This is a genomic window from Neorhizobium sp. P1_A6, from assembly GCF_056406795.1.
Window position 1 is genome coordinate 128522 of record NZ_JBFTZM010000003.1, and the last position, 23279, is coordinate 151800.

Annotated in this window: 23 protein-coding genes and 1 pseudogene; 18 read left to right on the top strand and 6 right to left on the bottom strand. The window is 60.6% G+C overall.

The window, feature by feature from the left end; all coding sequences use genetic code 11:
- Positions 1–13 precede the first annotated feature (13 nt).
- Complete coding sequence (locus AC1D3C_RS07500; RefSeq protein WP_477482463.1) at positions 14–514, bottom strand: flavin reductase; 501 nt, start codon at positions 512–514, stop codon at positions 14–16.
- Between the two features lie 174 nt (positions 515–688).
- On the opposite strand from AC1D3C_RS07500, the gene AC1D3C_RS07505 reads away from it, so the two are divergent.
- From AC1D3C_RS07505 to AC1D3C_RS07530, 6 genes are all read left to right on the top strand, one after another.
- Complete coding sequence (locus AC1D3C_RS07505; RefSeq protein ID WP_477482464.1) at positions 689–1762, top strand: ABC transporter substrate-binding protein; 1074 nt, start codon at positions 689–691, stop codon at positions 1760–1762.
- Positions 1763–1822: 60 nt separating this feature from the next.
- Entirely contained in the window at positions 1823–2512 is a 690-nt protein-coding gene (gene rpe, locus AC1D3C_RS07510; RefSeq protein WP_038542892.1) for a ribulose-phosphate 3-epimerase, read from the top strand.
- Entirely contained in the window at positions 2509–3246 is a 738-nt protein-coding gene (locus tag AC1D3C_RS07515; RefSeq protein WP_477482465.1) for a DUF2259 domain-containing protein, read from the top strand. The genes rpe and AC1D3C_RS07515 overlap by 4 nt, the downstream gene beginning before the upstream one ends.
- A gap of 86 nt (positions 3247–3332) precedes the next feature.
- On the top strand, positions 3333–4640 hold the full coding sequence (gene purB / locus AC1D3C_RS07520) for an adenylosuccinate lyase (RefSeq protein ID WP_247037938.1): 1308 nt from the start codon (positions 3333–3335) through the stop codon (positions 4638–4640).
- 31 nt (positions 4641–4671) lie between these two features.
- Positions 4672–5226: an RBBP9/YdeN family alpha/beta hydrolase gene (locus tag AC1D3C_RS07525; RefSeq protein WP_038542882.1), complete on the top strand. Its 555-nt coding sequence runs from the start codon at positions 4672–4674 to the stop codon at positions 5224–5226.
- A 124-nt stretch (positions 5227–5350) separates the two neighbouring features.
- Positions 5351–7942, top strand: a complete 2592-nt coding sequence (locus AC1D3C_RS07530) for a sensor domain-containing protein (RefSeq protein ID WP_477482466.1) — start codon at positions 5351–5353, stop codon at positions 7940–7942.
- A 75-nt stretch (positions 7943–8017) separates the two neighbouring features.
- Here the strand turns inward: AC1D3C_RS07530 and AC1D3C_RS07535 are convergent, their stop codons facing one another.
- Positions 8018–8332, bottom strand: a complete 315-nt coding sequence (locus tag AC1D3C_RS07535) for a DUF1476 domain-containing protein (RefSeq protein ID WP_038542878.1) — start codon at positions 8330–8332, stop codon at positions 8018–8020.
- Positions 8333–9053: 721 nt separating this feature from the next.
- Here AC1D3C_RS07535 and purC point away from each other — a divergent pair.
- The 12 genes from purC (at position 9054) to AC1D3C_RS07595 (ending at position 17838) form a co-directional block, all read left to right on the top strand.
- Positions 9054–9818 (top strand): phosphoribosylaminoimidazolesuccinocarboxamide synthase, encoded by a 765-nt coding sequence (gene purC, locus AC1D3C_RS07540; protein WP_038542873.1) that lies wholly within the window; start codon positions 9054–9056, stop codon positions 9816–9818.
- A 15-nt stretch (positions 9819–9833) separates the two neighbouring features.
- Positions 9834–10076, top strand: a complete 243-nt coding sequence (gene purS, locus AC1D3C_RS07545; RefSeq protein ID WP_038542871.1) for a phosphoribosylformylglycinamidine synthase subunit PurS — start codon at positions 9834–9836, stop codon at positions 10074–10076.
- Positions 10077–10093: 17 nt separating this feature from the next.
- A complete protein-coding gene (locus tag AC1D3C_RS07550; RefSeq protein WP_477482467.1) occupies positions 10094–10300 on the top strand; it encodes a hypothetical protein in 207 nt (68 codons plus the stop codon).
- Complete coding sequence (locus AC1D3C_RS07555; RefSeq protein ID WP_038586704.1) at positions 10293–10550, top strand: hypothetical protein; 258 nt, start codon at positions 10293–10295, stop codon at positions 10548–10550. Before AC1D3C_RS07550 ends, AC1D3C_RS07555 begins: the two co-directional genes overlap by 8 nt.
- Positions 10547–11227 carry a phosphoribosylformylglycinamidine synthase subunit PurQ gene (gene purQ / locus AC1D3C_RS07560; RefSeq protein WP_477482468.1) on the top strand — a complete coding sequence of 227 codons (681 nt, stop codon included), beginning with the start codon at positions 10547–10549 and terminating at the stop codon, positions 11225–11227. Before AC1D3C_RS07555 ends, purQ begins: the two co-directional genes overlap by 4 nt.
- A gap of 57 nt (positions 11228–11284) precedes the next feature.
- Entirely contained in the window at positions 11285–11683 is a 399-nt protein-coding gene (locus tag AC1D3C_RS07565; protein ID WP_038542865.1) for a hypothetical protein, read from the top strand.
- A 221-nt stretch (positions 11684–11904) separates the two neighbouring features.
- Positions 11905–12459 (top strand): acyloxyacyl hydrolase, encoded by a 555-nt coding sequence (locus tag AC1D3C_RS07570; RefSeq protein WP_477482469.1) that lies wholly within the window; start codon positions 11905–11907, stop codon positions 12457–12459.
- A gap of 160 nt (positions 12460–12619) precedes the next feature.
- Positions 12620–14827 (top strand): phosphoribosylformylglycinamidine synthase subunit PurL, encoded by a 2208-nt coding sequence (purL, locus tag AC1D3C_RS07575; RefSeq protein WP_477482470.1) that lies wholly within the window; start codon positions 12620–12622, stop codon positions 14825–14827.
- Positions 14828–14984: 157 nt separating this feature from the next.
- A complete protein-coding gene (locus tag AC1D3C_RS07580) occupies positions 14985–15662 on the top strand; it encodes a hypothetical protein (RefSeq protein WP_477482471.1) in 678 nt (225 codons plus the stop codon).
- Between the two features lie 107 nt (positions 15663–15769).
- A complete protein-coding gene (locus AC1D3C_RS07585; RefSeq protein WP_007770085.1) occupies positions 15770–16006 on the top strand; it encodes a BolA family protein in 237 nt (78 codons plus the stop codon).
- A gap of 157 nt (positions 16007–16163) precedes the next feature.
- The gene (grxD, locus tag AC1D3C_RS07590) at positions 16164–16499 is read left to right on the top strand and encodes a Grx4 family monothiol glutaredoxin (protein WP_038542857.1); all 336 of its coding nucleotides are present in this window, start codon (positions 16164–16166) and stop codon (positions 16497–16499) included.
- 91 nt (positions 16500–16590) lie between these two features.
- A complete protein-coding gene (locus tag AC1D3C_RS07595; protein WP_405029379.1) occupies positions 16591–17838 on the top strand; it encodes a multidrug effflux MFS transporter in 1248 nt (415 codons plus the stop codon).
- Between the two features lie 66 nt (positions 17839–17904).
- On the opposite strand, the pseudogene AC1D3C_RS07600 reads toward AC1D3C_RS07595, so the two are convergent.
- The 4 genes and pseudogenes from AC1D3C_RS07600 to alaS form a co-directional block, all read right to left on the bottom strand.
- A pseudogene (locus AC1D3C_RS07600) lies at positions 17905–18625 on the bottom strand (APH(3') family aminoglycoside O-phosphotransferase).
- Positions 18626–18721: 96 nt separating this feature from the next.
- Complete coding sequence (locus tag AC1D3C_RS07605) at positions 18722–19543, bottom strand: inositol monophosphatase family protein (RefSeq protein ID WP_477482472.1); 822 nt, start codon at positions 19541–19543, stop codon at positions 18722–18724.
- Between the two features lie 48 nt (positions 19544–19591).
- On the bottom strand, positions 19592–20458 hold the full coding sequence (gene ttcA / locus AC1D3C_RS07610) for a tRNA 2-thiocytidine(32) synthetase TtcA (RefSeq protein ID WP_477482473.1): 867 nt from the start codon (positions 20456–20458) through the stop codon (positions 19592–19594).
- Positions 20459–20511: 53 nt separating this feature from the next.
- A complete protein-coding gene (alaS, locus tag AC1D3C_RS07615; RefSeq protein WP_477482474.1) occupies positions 20512–23172 on the bottom strand; it encodes an alanine--tRNA ligase in 2661 nt (886 codons plus the stop codon).
- Positions 23173–23279: the final 107 nt, after the last annotated feature.

The window sequence follows — 23279 nt, forward strand, 5'->3', positions numbered from 1 at the left end:
TTCAAACGGCACCCTATAATGTGCGAAAGCCGCGATCCAGATAGATGAGCGAGGGGTTCGCCTCGCCGAAATGCATGGCCCTCACTTCGCCGAACATGACAAAATGGGTCGAAACCCGCTTGATGTCGGTCAACCGGCAATCGAAGCTGACGACGGCATCGGCAAGAACCGGGGCGCCGGTCGCCAGTGTCTTCCAATCTCCGAGCGCGAACCGCTCGTCCGTCGGAACGCCGCTCAAGCCCGCAAATGCCGTCGCCAGCGCCTGATGATGCGCCGCCAGCGAATTCAAAGCAAAGATGCCGCTCTCTTCGAAAATGGCATTGTTGACGTTGCTGCCGTTCAGGCAGACGAGCACGGTTGGCGGGTTGTCCGATACAGAGCACGCTGCCGTCACCGTCACGCCGCGCCTGACACCTTCGAATTCCGTCGTCACAACCTGGACATGGCCAGCATACCGCGCCATGCCGTTTCGGTAGTGGACGGGATCGAGGAGAGGCTGGTCCGTCAAAGGCATCTCTTGAAAGGCATCCAGGGACTGCCGTCAGTCCTGCATTACTCTTCGAGATATGGTGGCAAAAACTCTTGATGTCCACCGGACTTGCGGCTTTTTACTTGCAAAAGCCGATTCTCTTTGACGGCTGCGACCAGAAGGCTAAATGTCACTTCAAAGAAGAATCCCAGGGAAAACATGACAGCACGACGTTTCATCATCGCCGGACTGCTGGCTTCATTTCTCGGATGCGGATCGGCATCGGCGGCAATGATCGGCGTCGTGGCGCCACGCTCCGGTCCATACGCACCGCTCGGCACCCAGGTCTTCCAAGGCGCCCGCGCGGCAGCGGACGCGGCCGGCGATACGATCGTCGAGATCGACGAAAGTTGCGACGAGAACGGCGGTGCTGCCGCGGCCAAAAATCTGGCCGACGCAAAAGTGTCCGCCGCAATCGGCTTCCTCTGCGTCGAAACGCTTTCCACCGCGCTGCCGCTGCTGAAGGCAGCCCAGATCCCGGCAATTACCATCTCTGTCCGCTCGAAGATCCTGATGGAAGACACGCTGCGCAATGGCTGGCCTTTCTTCCGCATGGCGCCGGCCGAAGGCGACGAGGCGGAAAAACTCTCCGAAACCATTCTCGGCATCTGGAAGGCAGAGCCGATCGCGCTGGTCGAGGACGGCACGATCTACGGCCGCGAGCTCGCGAGCGCCATCCGCCAGCGTCTCGAACCGATGGGCATCACGCCGATCTTCACCGACACCTTCCGGCCGGGCCAGGAACAGCAGGTGGCGCTGGTACGCCGTCTCGCCAAGGCGGGGGCAAGCCATGTGTTCGTCGGCGGCGACCGCAACGACATGGCGATCATTGCCCGCGACGGCGCTTCCGAGAACATTCCGCTCACCCTGCTTGGCGGCGATAACTTGCGTGCAGCAAACCGTCCGGTGCCGCTGCGCGACGGCGTTTTAGCCGTCGCCCTTCCGGATTATGCCGCCCTGCCCTCCGCGGCAGCAGCCGTCGCAGCCCTGCGCGCAAAAAATATCGACGCGACCGGCTACATGTTGTCCGCTTATGCCGCGACCGAACTGGTTCACCAGGCGGCGACTACTGCGGCAGGCCAGCCTCTGGCTCAAACGATCGGCAGCCGTTCCTTCAATACCGTGATCGGCCCGATTGCCTTCGATCGCGGCCATGAACTGAAGGATAATCCGTTCCGCCTGCTCGAATGGCGTGGATCGACGTTCACCCTGTCGCGTCCGGCGACCGAGTGACGTTGTTCCCGTGACATCGCGATGTTAGAGGGACAGCCGACAACCGGAGATTTTCGACCCATGACCCTGGCCGCGCCCCTGCCGATCCGCATCGCCCCGTCCATTCTCGCTGCCGATTTTTCGAAGCTCGGCCAGGAAGTTCGCGACGCCGTCGAAGCGGGAGCCGAATGGGTCCATCTCGACGTGATGGACGGGCATTTCGTGCCGAACATCTCGTTCGGACCCGATGTGATCAAGTCGCTGAGGCCGTATACGACCGCCTTCTTCGATTGCCACCTGATGATCTCACCCGCCGATCCTTACCTCGAAGCCTTTGCCAAGGCCGGATGCGACGGCATCACCGTACATGTCGAAGCGGGGCCACACCTGCACCGCTCGCTTCAGACGATCCGCTCGCTCGGCAAGAAGGTCGGCGTCACGCTCAACCCGGCAACACCGCTCTCGGCGATCGAGAACGTTCTCGACGACATCGACCTGATCCTGATCATGAGCGTCAATCCCGGCTTCGGGGGCCAGAAGTTCATCCCCGCGATGGTCGACAAGATTCGCGATGCCAGGACAATGATCGGCGGCCGGCCGATCGAGCTCGAAGTCGACGGCGGCATTACCGCCGAGACGATCGGCGCAGCAACCGCTGCGGGCGCCAATGTCTTTGTTGCAGGATCTGCGGTTTACAAAGGCGATGGAATCGCGGCCTATCGTGAGAATATCGCGCGGCTGAAAGCTGCGGCGGAGGACGGACGCAGATGATGTCAGGCTTGCGATCTTCGGTTCCGGCATTTGCGGCGATAATGTTCGCCGGTTCCACATCGGCTGCCGATATCGCAAGCGTCCGCCCGATCGGCTTTTCTTCCGACGGCGCCGTTTTCGCCTTCGAGGAATATGGCATCCAGGACGGATCCGGTTTCCCCTATGCCAATATCTTCGCGCTCGACCTCAACAAGGATACCTATCTGCCGGGTACGCCGTTCCGGGTCCGGCTGGAAGAAGACGGGGCGACGATCGCCAAGGCCCGCTGGCAGGTCCACAACGACGCGGATGTGATGGTCGAAACTCACGAGCTCGCCAATCATCCGGGTGAACTCGTCGCCTTCAATCCGATCACCGAGATCGGCGCCGACCCGCATCAGCTCCGCTATCGCGGCGTGCCGGCCCTGCCTCCTGTCGGAGAAGCCAATACGCTTGTTCTCGAGGAGGTCCCTCAGCCTCTCGATCCGCAATGCGAGGGCATAGTCGAAAAGACGGTCTCCCTGCGCCTGCGCTTTACCGAACGGAACGGAAAACCGGTCGACGACATGGTCCACGAAGACCAGCGCATTCCCGCCTCACGCGGCTGCGTCACCGGGTACCGGCTCGCCGGCGTCGTCACCGGCTCATCGCTCGAAGGTGCTCCGGTCGAAGTCGCGTTGGTCATGGTCCTCAGCGCCGGTTTCGAGGGCCAGAACGGACGCTGGATCGCCGTTCCGGTCAAAACGACGCCCTGATCTCGTTTGATCGGCCTCAAAAACTTGAGCTTCGCCGCGCTTCTTGCTACAGCGCAGCCGACACTCGTGAAGGAAACGACAAATCCATGATCTCCCGTTACTCGCGGCCCGAAATGGTGGCCATCTGGTCGCCCGAAACCAAGTTCCGCATCTGGTTCGAGATCGAGGCTCATGCCTGCGATGCGCTTGCGGCGATCGGGGTGATCCCGAAATCGGCGGCGGAGACGATCTGGGAAAAGGGCGGCAGCGCCACATTCGATGTCGCGCGCATCGATGAGATCGAGGCCGTCACCAAGCATGACGTCATCGCCTTCCTGACCCATCTTGCCGAATTCGTCGGTCCGGACAGCCGCTTCATCCACCAGGGAATGACGTCTTCCGACGTGCTCGACACCTGTTTCAGCGTGCAGCTGGTGCGCGCCACGGATCTGCTGCTTGCCGATATCGACAAGTTGCTCGAAGCGCTGAAGCGTCGCGCCTTCGAGCACAAGGATACGGTCACGATCGGCCGCAGCCACGGCATCCACGCGGAGCCAACGACGTTCGGCGTCAAGCTCGCCCAGGCCTATGCGGAATTCGACCGCAACAAGACGCGCTTGCTCGAAGCCCGCGACGAGATCGCCACCTGCGCGATTTCCGGCGCCGTCGGCACCTTTGCCAATATCGATCCGCGCGTCGAGGAACATGTCGCCGCCGCCATGGGCCTGAAGCCGGAACCGGTCTCGACCCAGGTCATTCCGCGCGACCGTCATGCCATGTATTTCGCGATATTGGGCGTCATCGCCTCGTCGATCGAACGGCTGTCGATCGAGGTCCGCCACCTGCAGCGCACCGAAGTGCTCGAAGCGGAAGAATTTTTCTCGCCGGGCCAGAAAGGCTCGTCAGCGATGCCGCACAAGCGCAATCCGGTGTTGACCGAAAACCTGACGGGCCTCGCCCGCATGGTGCGCTCCTATGCCTTGCCTGCGATGGAGAATGTGGCGCTTTGGCACGAGCGTGATATTTCGCACTCCTCGGTCGAGCGCATGATCGGCCCGGACGCGACGGTGACGCTCGATTTCGCCTTAGCGCGCATGACCAGCGTGATCGACAAGCTGCTCGTCTATCCTGAGAACATGATGAAGAATATGAACAAGTTCCGCGGGCTTGTTCATTCGCAGCGGGTGCTGCTTGCCCTTACGCAAGCCGGCGTCTCTCGCGAAGATGCCTATCGCCTCGTACAGCGCAACGCCATGAAGGTCTGGGAAGAAGGCAAGGATTTCCTCGAAGAGCTGCTGGCGGACCAGGAAGTCCGCGCCGCACTGTCCGAAGCGGACCTGCGCGAGAAATTCGACCTCGGCTATCACACCAAGCATGTCGACACGATCTTCCGCCGGGTTTTCGGCGAGGCTTGATCTTGACCCTCGGCGAACACAGATAGGCGCCATGAAGGCATCCGAAGCAGATATATTGATCGTCCCCGGCTACACCAATTCCGGGCCACATCACTGGCAGACCCGTTGGGAGCAGAAGCTGACGACGGCCCGCCGGGTCGAGCAGGACCAATGGTCAAAGCCGGTGCGCGAGGACTGGATTGCACGGGTCGCCGAAGAGGTGAACTGCGCGACGCGGCCCGTCGTCATCATAGCCCATTCGCTCGGCATCCCGACCGTCATTCACGCCATTCCGCTGTTCACGAAACCGGTGGCCGGCGCCTTTTTCGTGGCCCCGCCGGAAGTGGACAATCCGTCCATCCGGCCCAGGCACCTGCAGACCTTCGGGCCCTACCCGCGCGATCCGCTCCCCTTCCCGTCGCTGACGATCGCGAGCCGCAACGATCCGTTCGGCTCCTATGAACACGCGGACGACATCGCGTCTGCCTGGGGTTCGATGCTCGTCGATGCCGGAGAAGCTGGCCATATCAACCAGGATTCCGGCCATGGCCCCTGGCCCGAAGGCACAATGGTTTTTGCCCAGTTCCTCAGCCGCCTGAAGCCATAAAAACATGGTGCAATGGGCGGCGCCCCATAATTTCAGGGTGTGTCAATTCGAACAGCATTTTTAAGCCGGACTTAATTGACACTTGCTAAGGTGCCCGCTCGTTTTGTAGCGCCAGGCTGTGCCGATGCCGTCAAATGTTCTCTCGCGCCTATTGGACTCCGGCCTAGGAGACGAGATCGGCGTTCTTGAGACAGTGTTCCAGGCGGCCCCGTTTCCGATTGCCATCGTCGACCACGCCGCTACGCTGTTGTTTGCGAATGGCACATTCAGACGCGAATGGATGGGCGACGGCCGTCAGCCGGCGGCTTTGTCAGCCATCCTGCATCCGGGTGACCAGGACAGTTTCCATCGGACGATCCAGGGCCTGTCTCTCGATTCTCCCGCGGAACGCCTGGAACTGCGCGTCCCGGATCCGAACGGTTCGCAGCGATGGGTGGTAGCCACCTTCGCGCCGCTCGGCAAAAACCTAAAAGGTCAGATTCTCTCTGCGGTCCACCTGACCGACATCACCGATCAGAGACGGCAGGTCGAAGAGCTTATCGAACGTGAAAGCCGTTGGGACAACGCGCTTGTCAGCTCCGTCTCGGGGGTCTGGGATCACAATTATGCGACCGGCCAGAAATATTACTCGCCGGTGTGGCGGCAGATCCGCGGAATGTCGCCGGAGGATCCACTGGCCGCCAGCACGAAGGAATGGCTGGAGCTCGTGCATCCGGACGACCACGACCATGTCATTCATGCCATCGAGCGGCAGAATGCCGGCGATCCGGCCTATGCCGTCTTCGATTATCGCGAACGCCACAAGCAAGGCCATTGGATCTGGATCGAATGCCGGGGTGCGTGCGTCGAATGGGACGCGAACGGCAAGGCGACCCGCGTCGTCGGCACGGACACGGATATCACCGCCCGCAAGGCCGCGGAGGAGACAACCGCACAGATGTCGCGACGGCTCGACATGGCCCTCGAAATATCCGGCATCGGCGTCTACGAATCCGATTTCTCCACCGGCGAGGTCGAGTGGGATGAGCGGATGTTCCGTATCTATGGGCTGGCAAAGAGCGAGGAAGTGAAGATCGGCGGGCTCTGGGAGAGCTTCCTGCACCCGGACGATGCCGCCCGGGTCCAGGCAAACGTTCTCGACAATATCGAGGAGGGCAAACGCTTTTTCGATGAATACCGCGTGATACTACGGGACGGCTCCGAACGTGTGATACGCACCCGCACCATGTCCTTCATCGACGGTAACGGTCACCAGAAGATGGTCGGCGCCAACTGGGATGTCACCGCCGATGTGACGCTCCACCGCGAACTGGAACGGGCAAAGACCCTTGCCGAGGCGCGCAACCGCGAACTCGAAGCCGCCCGCAGCAGCATCGAGCACAATGCGATGCATGACTACCTGACCGACCTTCCGAACCGGCGTTACCTCGACGAGATGCTGGATCGCATGGCGGCGGAATGCGCCCGCGACCGGCACGGCATCGCAATCCTGCATATCGACCTCGATCGCTTCAAGCAGATCAACGACACGCTCGGCCACAGCGCCGGCGACACGATGCTGAAGCATGTGGCGAAAGTTCTCAAAGGCACGATCCGCAAGGGAGATTTCGTCGCCCGTATCGGCGGCGACGAGTTCGTCATCCTGTCGAAATTCGAAGGTTCGCCACGCAAGCTCTCGCATCTGGCCGACCGCATCATCAAGGAACTGCGCAAGCCGGTATCCTATGAGGGCCACGACTGCCGTTTCGGTGCCAGCATCGGTATCGCCTGCCATACGGGAGCGGATGTGGATGCGAGACAGCTTCTCCTGAACGCCGATATCGCGCTCTACCGGGCCAAGAACCGGGGCCGCAACCGGCATGAATTCTTCTCGGCCGATACCCAGAATGAGATCATCAGCACGAAGCGGATTTCAGACGAGATCCTTCTTGCTCTCGAGCGTGACGAATTCATTCCGTATTATCAGCTACAGTTCGATGCGGCGACGCTGGAGATTTCCGGCGTGGAAACGCTGGCGCGCTGGATGCACCCGGAGCGGGGCATGCTGTCTCCAGACAAATTCCTCGAAATGGCCGAAGAGCTCGACGTCGTCTCGGTCATCGACGGAACCATACTCGACAAGGCGCTTGCCGATTTCCGCGATTGGCGCAGCAATGGCCTCTCGATCCCAAAACTCTCGGTCAACGTTTCATACCGGCGGCTGCACGATGCCTCGCTGCCACGGAAGCTCAAGAAGCTGAAGATCGAGCCGGGGACCGTATCCTTCGAGCTCCTGGAATCGATCTTCCTCGACGATTGCGACGACGATATCCTGAAGAACCTCGCCCGGATCAAGAAGCTCGGCATCGATATCGAGATTGACGACTTCGGCACCGGCCATGCGTCGATCATCAGCCTCCTCCGGCTCAATCCGCGTGCGCTGAAGATCGACCGCGAGCTCGTCCGTCTCGTCTCGCAGTCGCAAAAGCAACGCAAGATGGTCGGATCGATCATCGAGATCGGCAAGTCGCTGAATATCGAGGTCGTCGCGGAAGGCGTCGAGACCACGGAACAGATTCGTATCCTGCGCGATCTCGGCTGCGATGTCCTGCAGGGTTATGCGCTCGCAAGGCCGATGCCGCGCAGCAGCATTCCGGATTTCATACTTTCGGGCCGTTGGCGCACGGGCGAAAGCACACAGCCCGACGGCCGCAAGCGACACGCCACGGACAACTGAGCCGGTCTCATCCACAAAAACAGAAAGCTGCGCCCGACCGGACGCAGCTTCTATATCAGTCTGGTGAAATGCAGCTTACTGGTTCTCGATCTGATCGACCGCCTGAGCCAGAAGCTCCAGCATCTTGGAGCGGATATCCTGGTCCGAGATGGAAACGCCGGCGGCATCGAGATCGCTACGCAGCTTGCGGAAGACATCCTCGTCACCCGCTTCCTCGAAGTCGGCAACGACGACTTCCTTTGCGTAAGCTTCGGCATCCGTCTTGCCGAGCAGGCCGGCCGCCCAGAGACCTGCGAGCTTGTTGCGACGGGCAAGTGCCTTGAACTTCAATTCAAGATCCAGGGCAAACTTGTTTTCAAAGGCTTTTTCGCGATCGCTGAGGCCACTCATCTCGGGTCTCCCAAAGTGAACTTTTATGGGCCCCCCTTAATCAAAAGACGAGCGAAGCGCAATCGGCGGTTTGCCGATTCCGACACTGGCGGACGCGGAATCCCGATACGAAATTGACGAATGGCAATTACATCACAGGAAAGCTTCGGCTTCGCGTAAAGAGCAGCTACCGCATCCAGCATCATGCCCTCGCTTCCTTGGCCGCCCCCATCGGCAGGTTGTGCATCCAAGTCCATAGCTCGTTACCGGAAACGACGATACCGGCGGCGTCGAAATCATGACGCAATTGGGTGGCTATGTTCCTGCAGAGCTTTACCGTCGAGGCGGAAAACCCTGATCCGAACCCGGCCCGCCTGTGTCGGCAATGCAAGCCGAGGCCCCTTAAGACCCCGGCGACGAGATTCCGCGCGAAACTGCGAGCTGCGGTCATGGGCAAATTTGCCCCAAACGCCCTTGGCGCCATCACGACGAAGGTGCACATCATGATCCCCTGTTTTCCCTGTTTATTGCCGCTCGTGGGATCCGGACATCCTAATTGCTAGAGCAAAACCTTTGAAAACCTGTGTAGTCTGGAGGTCAACGATTCTTGGTTACGCTTCGCCAACCCCTCGCCTACAAAGGTTTTGGAGGCCCGCATTGTGAAACCCGTTCTTTTCCGATAAGGGACCGCTCAAACATCATCCATTGCGTCCGGCAGGGCGCCAACAACGAGATAAAAATCATGAACCGTCGCCGCCGTATCTACGAAGGCAAGGCCAAGATCCTTTATGAAGGCCCTGAGCCCGGCACGCTGATCCAGTTCTTCAAGGACGATGCCACAGCCTTCAACAAAAAGAAGCACGGCGTCATCGACGGCAAGGGCGTCCTCAACAACCGCATTTCGGAATACCTCTTCACCCATCTGAACAAGATCGGCATCCCGACGCATTTCATCCGCCGGCTGAACATGCGCGAACAGCTGATCAAGGAAGTGGAGATGATTCCGCTCGAGATCGTGGTGCGCAACGTCGCCGCCGGCTCGCTCTCGACCCGCCTCGGCATCGAGGAAGGCATGGTCCTGCCGCGTTCGATCATCGAGTTCTACTACAAGTCCGATGCGCTCGCCGATCCGATGGTTTCCGAAGAGCACATCACCGCTTTCGGCTGGGCGAACCCTGCCGAGCTCGACGACATCATGGCGCTTGCCATCCGCGTCAACGACTTCCTCTCCGGTCTCTTCCTCGGCGTCGGCATCCAGCTCGTCGATTTCAAGATCGAATGCGGTCGCCTGTTCGAAGGCGACATGATGCGCATCATTCTCGCCGATGAGATTTCGCCGGACAGCTGCCGTCTCTGGGACATCGAGACCAAGGAAAAGATGGACAAGGACCGTTTTCGGCAGGACCTGGGTGGTCTGGTTGAAGCCTATTCGGAAGTGGCCCGCCGTCTCGGCATCATCAATGAGAACGAACCTGTCCGCGGCACCGGACCGGTTCTCGTCAAGTAATTCGGGGGTAGATCAGTGATCAAGGCACGCGTGACGGTCACGCTCAAGAACGGCGTTCTCGATCCGCAGGGCAAGGCCATCGAAGGCGCGCTCGGCAGTCTCGGCTTTTCCGGCGTCGGCCATGTCCGCCAGGGCAAGGTCTTCGACCTGGAGCTCGAGGGCGCCGACAAGGCGAAGGCCGAGGCGGACCTGAAAGCCATGTGCGACAAGCTGCTGGCAAACACTGTGATTGAGAACTATACTATCGCCCTCGACTGAAGGTTGCGGAGCGTGTGATGGCTGAAGTCACGAACGAAATGCTCTACGAGGAGATGCTGGAGCTCGACGAGCGTAGCAAGCAGATGCTTGAGTCGCTTGAGGAGCTTGTCAGTTTCATGAAGGAGACGAACCGCGAGCTTGCCGAGGGGCAAGCGCGAACCGAAGCCTTGAAGAAGAAGCTTTTCGGCGAGCGTTTCGATCGGTACGGGGCATATTGTGGCTGACGTTTCCCAGGAACTCATCAATGAGCTTCTGCAACGACTCCATCAGCGAGCTGACAAGTCGGATACCGCCATTCGCGATCTTCGGAATGAGATGAATTCGATGCGCTTGGTCGTTCACGCGCATCAGAGCGATATCAACAACCTCTATACCATGTTGCATCAGCTGGATGCCAGGTTGGAGAGAATCGAAAACCGCCTCGAACTGCGCGAGCTCGCCGAGGCCCAGGCAAGGTTTGAACCGCACCCATGAAATCCGCCGTCGTTCAGCTTCCCGGTCTCAATCGCGATCGCGACATGATCGCCGCCCTCACCAAGATCTCCGGCAAGGCGCCGATCACCGTCTGGCAGACCGAGACCGACATCCCGGATGATGTCGATCTCATCGTCATTCCGGGCGGCTTTTCCTACGGCGATTATCTGCGTTGCGGCGCGATCGCGGCCCGYATGCCGGTGATGCAGGCGATCAAGGACAAGGCGGACAAGGGCGTCAAGGTACTCGGCGTCTGCAACGGGTTCCAGATCCTCGTTGAAGCCGGCATGCTGCCCGGCGCGCTGATGCGCAATTCCTCGCTGAAATTCGTCTGCAAGGAAGTGAAGCTCGAAGTGGTCAATGCCGACACGGATTTCACCCGGGCCTATGAAAAGGGCCAGGTGCTCCGTTGCCCGGTCGCCCATCACGACGGCAATTATTTCGTCAATGCGGAGACGCTATCGGGCATGGAAGATCGTGGCGAAATCGTTTTCCGTTATGCCGAAGGCACCAACCCGAACGGCTCGCTGAACGATATCGCCGGCGTCATGAACAGCCGCGGCAACGTGCTCGGCATGATGCCCCACCCGGAAAACCTGATCGAAGCCGCCCATGGCGGCAATGACGGGCGCGGAATTTTCGCCTCGGCGCTCGATGTCATCGCCGCGACCGCCTGAACCTTCATCTTATCCGGATCGATCCTAGAACGACCGAAACCACGTCAGGACGTTTTGATGCCGTTCTCCCATCGCCTGCCCGCCATGTCGTCTCTCGTGATCCTCGGCGTGGCGCTGTCCGCCTGTCAGCCGGGGCGTCCGGCGGCGGTGACGGCCAACCGCGCCGCGCTTCCGACCATGGAACGCGTGGCGCTGGCCGCCAATAGCTGCTGGTTCAAGTCGGGCGATGCAGCGTTCAAGCCCTACCGCCTGGCACCGGAACTCAATTCCTTCTCCGGCCGGCCGCGCATTCTCGCCGTACCGCGCAACAGCCCTGAGTCGCGTCCGATGCTGGTCGTCCAGGCGGAAGGCAACCCCGCCCGCCTCGACGCTTTCGGCCCGATGATCAACGGTCCCGATGGGGAGAGGATCAAGCGCGATGTCCTGCGTTGGGCCGGCGGCGCGACGGGCTGCTGATATTAACCATCTGTATTTACGCATTAATATGTAATCTGTTGCACGCCTGCACCGCCCTGTCCAAATCGTCACATTTTTTGGCCACAAGTGATAACACAGTGTGAACGGTGCTGGACGGCGTCAAAGTGCCATTGTACCACTTCGATCTGGAAGAGTGGGCGAGCGCACCGAGTGCGGATCGCACCGGTCGCCAGTATGGCGGCGCTTATGAGGGCGGTGTAATGAACAAGGCATTTTTCGCATCTGCAATCGGAGCCATCATTCTGGCTTCGGGCATATCGTCCTCGGCATTTGCTCAGGAACGTCTGTTCGATGAAGTGCGAATCGGCGTCTCCGGTTCGATTCAGAGCGCGAGCACTTTCGAGAAGGGTGCCTTCCCGTCCGCTACCGTCTTCTTCGACCCCTTCGACCAGCGTCACGCCGAGAGCTTCATGGACCACATGCTGCGTCCGCGCGTCCATGTCGGCGCGATCGTGTCGACGGCAGGCGAAGCAAGCCAGGTGTTTGCCGGCTTCACCTGGACTGCACCGATCACCGACCGCATCTTCGTCGATCTCGGCTTCGGCGGCGCCTTCAACAACGGCAATCTCGACAAGCCGAATGACGGTCCGAAGGTCGGCTGCCATGCGCTCTTCCACGAGTCGCTCGGCCTTGGGTACAACATCACCAACAACTGGCGTGTGCTGGCAACCGTCGAGCACTCCTCGAATGCCAACCTCTGCGACTATAATGCCGGCCTCTCCTATGCAGGCGTCGCCGTCGGCTACAAGTTCTGATCCAGATCGCGTATTTTCCAACTGAGGCGCCGGTTTTCCGGCGCTTTTTGTTTTCCGGCTCCGACACCGTAACGCTGCATAGCCGTATTTTCCTGTCGCGCCGCTTTGCGACTTAGGCTAAAGAGCGCCAAGAGCTTGGCCCTTCAATCCAGAGAAGATCATGACCATTCCGAACAGTATCGCGATCACTCCCGAACTCGTCGCCTCGCATGGCCTCAAGCCCGACGAATATCAGCGGATTCTCGATCTGATCGGACGCGAACCGACTTTCACGGAACTCGGCATCTTCTCGGCCATGTGGAACGAGCACTGCTCCTATAAATCCTCCAAGAAATGGCTGCGCACGCTGCCGACCAAGGGACCGCGCGTCATCCAGGGTCCCGGCGAAAACGCCGGTGTGGTCGATATCGACGATGGCGATTGCGTCATCTTCAAGATGGAGAGCCACAACCACCCGTCCTATATCGAGCCTTATCAGGGCGCGGCGACGGGCGTTGGCGGCATTCTGCGCGACGTCTTCACCATGGGCGCCCGGCCGATCGCGGCACTGAACGCGCTGCGCTTCGGGGCACCCGATCATCCGAAAACCAAACATCTCGTGTCTGGCGTCGTTGCCGGCGTCGGCGGTTACGGCAATTCCTTCGGTGTGCCGACTGTCGGCGGCGAGGTTGAGTTCGATCCGCGCTACAACGGCAATATCCTGGTCAACGCGTTTGCGGCCGGGCTTGCCAAATCCAACGCCATCTTCTTATCGGAGGCAAAGGGCGTCGGTCTGCCGGTCGTTTATCTCGGCGCCAAGACCGGCCGCGACGGTGTCGGCGGAGCCACGATGGCATCGGCCGAGTTCGACGAATCGATCGAGGAGAAACGCCCGACCGTCCAGGTCGGCGATCCCTTCACCGAAAAATGCCTGCTGGAAGCCTGCCTTGAACTTATGGCGACCGGCGCTGTCATCGCGATCCAGGACATGGGTGCCGCCGGCCTCACCTGCTCGGCGGTCGAAATGGGCGCCAAGGGCGATCTCGGCATCGAACTCGATCTCGACAAGGTGCCGGTGCGCGAAGACCGGATGACGGCCTACGAGATGATGCTGTCGGAAAGCCAGGAGCGCATGCTCATGGTGCTGCAGCCGGAAAAGGAAGACCAGGCCAAGGCGATCTTCGTCAAATGGGGCCTCGATTTTGCGATCGTCGGCAAGACCACCGACGACCTGCGCTTCCGTGTCCTGCATCAGGGCGAGGAAGTCGCCAACCTGCCGATCAAGGATCTTGGCGACCAGGCTCCGGAATACGATCGGCCGTGGGTCCAGTCGAATGTTCGTGCACCCCTGCCCGCCTCGCAGGTCGCGGCACCTGCGGATTATAACCAGGCGCTGCTGAAACTCGTCGGCTCGGCCAATCAGTCCAGCCGTCGCTGGGTCTGGGAACAGTATGACACGCTGATCCAGGGCAACTCGCTGCAGCGCCCGGGCGGCGATGCCGGCGTGGTGCGCGTCGAGAACCACCCGACCAAGGCGCTCGCCTTCTCCTCCGACGTTACGCCGCGTTATGTCGAGGCCGATCCGTTCGAGGGCGGCAAACAGGCGGTTGCCGAATGCTGGCGCAATATCGTCGCAACCGGCGCTGAGCCGCTCGCCGCCACCGACAACCTCAATTTCGGCAATCCGGAAAAACCTGAAATCATGGGCCAGCTCGTCGGCGCCATCAAGGGCATCGGCGAGGCCTGCAGGGCGCTGGATTTCCCGATCGTTTCCGGCAACGTCTCGCTCTACAACGAGACCAACGGCGTCGCGATCCTGCCGACCCCGACGATTGCCGGCGTCGGCCTGCTGCCCGACTGGCAGAAGATGGCGAAGATCGGTTCTGCCAACGACGGCGACAAGCTGATCATGATCGGAACCGACGGCACCCATCTCGGTTCATCGATCTATCTGCGTGACATTCTCGACACCAACGACGGTCCGCCGCCGGAAGTCGATCTGAAGGCCGAGCGCCGCAACGGCGATTTCGTCCGTTCGCTCATCCGCAACGGCCAGGTAACGGCCTGCCACGACATTTCCTCGGGCGGCCTGGTGATTGCGCTTGCCGAAATGGCGATGGCATCGGCCAAGGGTATGAAGGTCGGCATCAAGGAACAGCGCGGCCCGGCCCATGCGCTGCTATTCGGCGAAGACCAGGCCCGCTACGTGATCGCAGTGCCTGCCGATCTTGCCAATTTCGTGCAGGCCAGCGCCGAGAGCGCCGGCGTACCGTTCCGCCCGCTCGGTACCGTCGGGGGCGCCAGCCTGATCGTCGACGGCCTCATCGACATTGCGGTCCCGCAGCTCACGGACACCCACGAAAGCTGGTTCCCAGCCTTCATGGCCTGACCCGTCCAGCCCTTTCGATACCCAAGCCCGCGATTTCCAGATCGCGGTTTGTTTGCACAGGTGAACAAATTTGAAGCGCGGGGGATTGATGGACTCGGACTGTCCCGGTAAGCGTTGCGGCTTTCTGAATTAGGAAAGTAAGCCCAAAAAAATGCTTATGCCGATTTTGACCTGGTTGAGGTCATCGGGCCCGACCTGGCACTACAAGCGCATCTGGCTCGATGCACTGATCATCACCCTTTGCCTGAACGTTCTGGCCTGGATGATTTTTTCGAAGATGGGAATGACCACCCACGACATCTTCGATGAAGATGGACCCATCGAAGACATTCAGTCCGCTTCGCTTGCCATCACCGCCCTTTTTGCCGTCATGGCGGCCTTGGGTACGCGGATATTGGCCCGCTTCGTCGCAATCACGACGGCCTGCATCTCCGTCGTGTTCTTCATGCGCGAGATGCCAATATGCCGCGGAAGTATGACAATTTATTGTGTGTCGAAGACCTGGCTGCCGATTATTATCGGCGCAGCCGCTCTCATCCTGCTGATTGCGACGATCGTGTTCGAATATCGCCATAGAGGAGGCGTTCTCCGGGCCATTCATCCACGCCTTTCCTGGCCGCTGGCCCTGATTGCCGCCACTCTCGGCATTAGCCAGCTGGCTGAACATTTCGATATCGTGGTGATGGAGGAGAGCTTCGAATCCTACGGCTTCATGATCCTGACCCTGAGTTCCATCTGGCTTTTTCGCTTCTCCCGGACCCAGCATCTTCCGCCGCTCAGAACCCGAGCCAAAGCCAACCTCCACAAGGTGAAACACGTATTATTACACCATTGAGGCGGAGCCCTTCGATCCAGCTTTGACCGCAGAGCGGCTTTGAGGCAGTGTATCCTGACAAAAGGTTTCGCGGTTTTGAGTCCCGCGGAGAGAAAAGGGATGACATCATGGCTATGAGACCCGGTGAAATCGAAGACCTGATCAAGGCCGGCATTCCCGGTGCCAAGGTCACCATCCGGGATCTTGCCGGCGACGGCGACCACTATGCCGCGGAAGTGGTGGCGGAAGCCTTCCGGGGAAAGAGCCGGGTGCAGCAGCACCAGATGGTCTACGAGGCTCTGAAGGGCAATATGGGCGGCGTGCTGCATGCGCTGGCGTTGCAGACCTCCGCTCCGGCGGAGTGAGGGATGTCAGTCCGGGCTAAGGTTCAAAGCCGGGGCTACGCGAAACAATAAGCGCATTCCGACGGACTATTCCGCTGGAATTCCCGATGCTGGATTGCTATTTAAGGCAGATCACGCAGCGCAGCGGCCCTTGAAACCGCATGTGAAAGGATAGGACATGAGCGGAATTACCGATTTTATCGCCAACGAAGTGAAGACCAACGACGTCGTTCTCTTCATGAAGGGCACCCCGCAGTTCCCGCAATGTGGTTTCTCCGGTCAGGTCGTGCAGATCCTCGACTATCTCGGCCTGGACTATAAGGGCGTCAACGTGCTCGCCGATGCGGAGATCCGCCAGGGCATCAAGGACTATTCCAACTGGCCGACCATTCCGCAGCTTTACGTCAAGGGCGAGTTCGTCGGCGGTTGCGATATCGTCCGCGAGATGTTCCAATCCGGCGAATTGCAGACTCACCTGCAGGAACAGGGCATCGGCGTTCGCGGCGCGGCCTGAGATTTTCCGGACTGCTGTCCGGGATATTTTAAAAGATATTTTTCAAGGCGCCGCTCCCAACGGCGCCTTTCACGTTGTTTAGGAAACTGCTGTGACAAATCCTTCACAAACTGCCCCGGCCCGCCTGCGCGGCATGGGTCGGGTCGAGTTCATCGCGATGATGGCGATGCTGATGGCCATTAATTCGCTTGCCATCGACATCATGCTTCCCGGATTGCAGGAGATCGGCGCATCGCTTGGCGTCGTCAACGAAAACCACCGCCAATATGTGGTTTCAGCCTATCTCTTCGGCCTCGGCGCCGCGCAGATCATCTATGGATCGATCTCCGACCGTTTCGGTCGCAGAAATCCGATGCTCTTCGGCCTCGGCCTCTATTTCGTCTGCGCGGTCGGCGCCGTCATCGCGCCATCATTCGGAGCGCTGTTGGCCCTTCGCTTCATCCAGGGCGCAGGAGCGGCCGCAACGCGGGTGATTTCCATCTCGATCGTGCGCGACGTATACGGCGGTCGCGCCATGGCGGAAGTCATGTCGCTGATCATGATGGTCTTCATGGTCGTGCCGGTCATCGCGCCGGCCACGGGCCAGGTGATCATGCTGTTCGGCAACTGGCACCTGATTTTCGTGTTCATGGCGGTCGCCTCGCTCTGTATCGGCTTCTGGATGTATTCGCGCCTTCCGGAAACGCTTGATCCGGCCGATGTGCGTCCCTTCACCATTTCGTCGATCCTGCACGCCTTCCAAATCGTTCTGACCAACCGCCTTGCCCTCTGTTACACGATTGCCAGCACATTCATTTTCGGCGCCATGTTCGGCTTCATCAACTCGGCCCAACAAATTTATGTCGGGATCTACGACGTCGGCGTCTGGTTCCCGCTGGTCTTCGCCTGTGTGGCGGTGTTCATGTCGGCGGCATCCTTCCTGAACGCCAGGTTTGTCGGGCGTTTCGGCATGCGGCGCCTTTCGCACGGCTCGCTGCTTGGCTTCATCAGCATCACATTCGTCTGGATGCTCGTGCAGATCTTCGGGCCTCAGCCCATGCCGCTCGTGATCTTCATCGCGTTTTTCGGGCTCTCGATGTTCCAGTTCGGCTGGATCGGCTCGAACTTCAATTCGCTCGCCATGGAGCCGCTTGGCCATGTCGCCGGGACGGCGTCCGCCGTGCTCGGCTTCATGAGCACAGTCGGCGGCGCGCTGATCGGCGTCGCGATCGGCCAGTCCTTCAACGGTACGGCACTGCCGCTGGTCGCAGGTTTCTTCACCGTCTCGATCATCGGGCTGATCTTCGTGCTGATCGGCGAAAAGGGAAAACTTTTCCAGCCGCACAATCCGAAGATCTGAGAAGCATTCAGCCTTTCGGGGGATGCCTCCCCCGGAAGGCACCATTTGTTCCCCACAAGACCGACTTCAGAAGAATTCGTCCAGCAGTCGAAACCATGCAAGACGGTCGCGGTCGATATCTCCGCCGTAGCGGATCAGGAAGATCTCGTCCCACGGACTGCCGAGGTTGTATCGGATACTGTGCTGGGCAAGCGCCAAATCCTGATAACGATCCGAGACGCCGAGCCGGCCGCAATCGACAAAGCCGGAAAAAATGCCGCGATCGGCAATGAGGTTCGGCAGGCAGGCATCACCATGGGCGACGACCATATCCTCGATCGCCGGCCGTCCCTTCTCGAGCCGGCGTATCAGATCCGCGATCGGGGTACCCAGCCGCTCCGCATCGAAATCATCTTCGTCCACCAGCCCAGCCTCGACGCGGGTTCGCGCTAACTCTATCCGTGCGACGACGCGGTGATCGAACGGGCACGATCCCGGTTCGAGCGAGTGCAATCTATGCAGGGCCTGTGCGACAATTTCGACGATGTCCTCCGGCGGCAGATTCGCTTCGGCCAGATTGGAGCCGGGCACCGCCGACAGGAGAAGCCAGTGGCGCGCCTCCTCGGTGATCTCATCAATGACGATGGGACACGGAATACCGCTTGTGCCGAGCCAGCGCAGCCGGGCAGCTTCACCGGGCAAATCCGCGAAGGGGCTCACCGCCTCCGTCTTGACGAAAAAACCCTCGCCATCCGCTGCCGTCAACCGATGGACCGAGGCAGCGGAGCGACCGATCACGATGTCGTATCGCATGACGGCCTAGCCGTTCCCGCCATGCCTCGGGGAGTTACGAAAGAGGGTGCACCATGCCCTGGCCTTCCCGTGTTGTCGGTCGCGTCGGTGATCAGCCGATGATCTCGTTACGCAGCATCTGCCAGCTTTCCTTGTCGGTGGCGAGCAGCAGGCCTCCGTCGACATGGTGGGGCATGTAAGGAGAGCCGTCGAAGCGCGCGACGTAACCGCCCGCCTCCGTGCCGATCAGCGTGCCAGCCAGATGGTCCCAGGGCATCAGCTTGTTGTAGAGCACGAACTGCACATGCCCGCCGGCGAACGTGCGGTATTCATGGGCCGAGCAGCGATAGTTGGCGAAGAACCGGACTTTGGCGAGATTGCCGAGGATCCGCTCCCGCTCGCCGCCGAAGAAATATCCGGGCGAGGCCATACCGATCATGGCTTCGATCGGCCGGGCGTCGGCGACCGAAAGCCGGATCGCCTCGCCGTCCGGACGCCGCAGGAACGCGCCGGCGCCCCTTTCCGCCATGACCCAGTCGTCGCCCATCGGATCGTAGATGATGCCGGCAACCGTCTCGCCCTTCCAGACGACGGAGGCCATGACGCCGAAGGCCGGAATGCCCGAGGCGAAGTTGAACGTGCCATCGACCGGATCGACGACCACCGTGAATTCCGCATCGGCAAGCTTGGCGAGCAGCGACGGATCGGCCGCCACCGATTCCTCACCGATGAAGAGCGCGCCGGGCGCGAAAGCTTCGAGTTCTCGGCGGATCATCCGCTCGGCGGCCTCGTCGGCCTCGGTCACCAGGTCGGACGGCTCGCTCTTGGAGCGGACGTCGCCGCTGCGCAGCCGCCGGAAACGCGGCAGGATTTCGGCCTTGGCGGCAAGGCGCAGAAGATCGGCAAGCTTCGTGATGTCGAGCGGAAGGGTCATGACAATGGTCTCATGGGGGATTGGTGCGCGAAGGCTGGCTGGGGGAATTCAGAGACTTTGGGCGGCTTGAAGCCCCGAGAAATCGAAGAGTTTCGGATCGAGCAGGTGCGACGGGTTCACATGGGCGAGCGCGCGCAACATCGTATCCTTGCGGCCCGGCATGCGGGCCTCGATATCGGCAAGCATCGCCTTCATCGCATTGCGCTGCAGGCCATCCTGCGAGCCGCAGAGATCGCAAGGGATGATCGGGAACTGCATGGCGGCGGCGAATTTCGCAAGATCGTTCTCGGCGCAATAGGCAAGCGGCCTCAGCACCATCATGTCACCCTCATCGTTCAAGAGCTTTGCCGGCATACCCGCGAGCCTGCCGCCATGGAAGAAGTTCATGAAGAAGGTTTCGAGGATATCTTCCCGGTGATGGCCGAGCACCAGTGCATCACAGCCCTCCTCGCGGGCGATGCGATAGAGGTTGCCGCGCCGCAGCCGGGAACAGAGCGAGCAATAGGTAGCCCCTYCCGGCACCTTTTCCTTCACGATCGAATAGGTATCGCGATATTCGATGCGGTGTTTTACGCCGATCGAGGCAAGATATTCCGGCAGAACGTGTTTGGGGAAGTTCGGTTGGCCCTGGTCGAGATTGCAGGCAATCAGCTCGACCGGCAGCAGGCCGCGCCATTGCAGATCGAGCAGCACGGCGAGCAGCGAATAGGAATCCTTGCCACCGGAAAGCCCGATCAGCCAACGCTTCTGGCCATTCAGCATGCCAAAATCGTCAAAGGCCTGGCGCACCTGCCGGAGCAGGCGCTTGCGCAATTTGTTGAACGAGACGGAGCTTGGCGCATCCCAAAAAAGCGCTGGCACGAGGCCATTTTCGACCTCATCCAACTCGTCGTCGATCTTGGCCGTCACGCCCATTGGTTTTCCTTTGAAGCCGAAAAGCGGGCGACGCCCGCTTCCGGTGTTTGTCGTCAGGCGCCAAGAGCGGCTGCGACCGCTTCGAGCGCCTCATTGGCCTTGGCGCCATCGGGTCCGCCGGCCTGGGCCATATCGGGACGGCCACCACCGCCCTTGCCGCCAAGCGCCACGGACGCGACCCGGACCAGATCCACGGCGCTGAAGCGCTCGACCAGATCCGGCGTCACCGCGACCACGGCGCTGGCCTTGCCGTCTTCCGAAACACCGATCAGCGTGACGACGCCGGAGCCGAGGCTCGCCTTGCCTTCATCCGCCAGGCCCTTCAGGTCCTTGGCATCGATGCCGTTGAGCGCCTTGCCCATGAACTTGATGCCGCCGATCTCCCTGAAATCGCCGGCCGAACCGCCCTGCCCGCCGCCCATGGCGAGCCGGCGCTTGGCATCCGCGAGTTCCTTCTCCAGCTTGCGGCGCTCGTCGATCAGCGCCTCGACGCGCGAAACCAATTCCGCCGGCTGCACCTTCAAGGCACCTGCCAGCGTCTTCACCCGCTCATCCTGCTCGGCAAGATAGAGACGCGCCGCCTCGCCCGTCACCGCCTCGACGCGGCGAACGCCGGCGCCGACGGCGCTTTCGCCGAGAACGCGGACAAGGCCGATATCGCCGGTCGAATTGACATGGGTGCCTCCGCAGAGCTCGATCGAATAAGCCTTGCCGGCCTTGGGGCCTTCGATTGCCTTGCCCATCGCGACGACACGAACTTCGTCGCCGTACTTTTCGCCGAACAGCGCCATGGCGCCTTCCGCGATCGCATCATCGACGCTCATCAACCGGGTCGTGACCGGCGCGTTCTGGAGGATGATGGCATTCGCCATGTCCTCGACCTTCTGCAATTCTTCGGCCGACATCGGTTTCGGATGCGAAACGTCGAAACGCAGGCGCTCGGGCGCGACGAGCGAACCTTTCTGGGCCACGTGCGTGCCGAGCACTTCGCGAAGCGCCTCATGCAGCAGATGGGTGGCCGAATGGTTGGAGCGCAGGCGCGAGCGACGGTCGTGATCGACCGTCAGCGCTGCGGCATCCCCGACCTTCAACGTGCCCTCGGTGACGGTCGCGATGTGGACGAATACGCCCTCGCCCTTCTTCTGGGTATCCGAGACATTCAGCCTGGCGTTGTCGGTCGCAATCACGCCGGTATCGCCCATCTGGCCACCGGATTCGCCATAGAACGGCGTCTGGTTGACGACGATCTGGATCTGTTCGCCGGCGGACGCGCTGTCGACAGCCTTGCCGTCGCGGACGATCGCCTGCACCACGCCTTCAGCGGTTTCCGTGTCATATCCAAGGAATTCGGTAGCCCCGTGCTTTTCCTTGAGCTCGAACCAGATCGTTTCCGTCGCCTTGTCGCCGGAACCGGTCCAGTGCGAGCGGGCTTCCGCCTTCTGGCGCTGCATGGCGTCGGTGAAACCGGAAATATCGACGCCGATTTCGCGGGCGCGCAAAGCGTCCTGCGTCAGGTCGAGCGGGAAACCGTAGGTGTCGTAGAGCTTGAAGGCGGTCTCGCCATCGAGCATATCGCCCTTGTGAAGCGTGTTCGTCGCATCCGACAGCAGCGAAAGGCCGCGCTCCAGTGTCTTGCGAAAACGGTTTTCCTCGAGCTTCAGCGTTTCGGAAATCAGCGATTCGGCACGGACCAGTTCCGGATAGGCGCGGCCCATCTGCTGGATGAGCGCCGGCAGCAGCTTCCAGAGCAGCGGATCGCGAGCACCGAGCAGCTGCGCGTGGCGCATGGCGCGGCGCATGATGCGGCGGAGCACGTAACCGCGGCCTTCGTTCGAGGGCAGCACGCCGTCCGCGATCAGAAATGCGGAGGAGCGTAGATGGTCGGCGATGACGCGGTGGCTGCCGCGATGTTCGCCTTCCGCCTTGACGCCGGTCGCCTCTTCCGAGGCCGAGATCAGCGCTCGGAACAGGTCGATGTCGTAATTGTCGTGCTGGCCCTGCAGGACGGCTGCAACACGTTCCAGTCCCATGCCGGTGTCGATCGACGGGCGCGGCAGGTCGATCCGCTCTTCCTTCGTCACCTGCTCGTACTGCATGAAGACGAGGTTCCAGATCTCGATGAACCGGTCGCCATCCTCTTCCGGCGAACCGGGAGGGCCGCCCCAGATATGGTCGCCATGATCATAGAAGATTTCCGAGCACGGGCCGCAAGGACCGGTATCGCCCATCGCCCAGAAATTGTCGCTGGTCGGAATGCGGATGATCTTGTCGTCCGAAAGACCGGCGATCTTCTTCCAGAGGCCGAAAGCTTCGTCATCGGTGTGATAGACGGTCACCAGGAGCCGCTTGGCGTCGAGGCCGAATTCCTTGGTGATCAGGTTCCAGGCAAGCTCGATGGCATTCGCCTTGAAATAGTCGCCGAAGGAGAAATTGCCGAGCATTTCGAAGAAGGTATGGTGACGGGCGGTGTAACCGACATTATCGAGGTCGTTATGCTTGCCGCCGGCACGAACGCATTTCTGGGCGGTCGCGGCGGTCGAATAGGGGCGTTTCTCAAGACCAGTAAACACGTTCTTGAACTGAACCATGCCGGCATTGGTGAACATCAGTGTCGGATCGTTGCGCGGCACCAGCGGACTGGAGGACACGACCTCGTGCCCGTTCTTTCGGAAATAGTCGAGGAAGGTCGACCGGATTTCATTCACGCCGCTCATGCTACGCCCTTTTTACCGCCGGATGCGGTCCTATTATTCGAAAACCAGAGGCTTGTATCGCCCACACCCCCAACTGTCCAGCCGCCCCGCCGCCTCACCGAACGAGA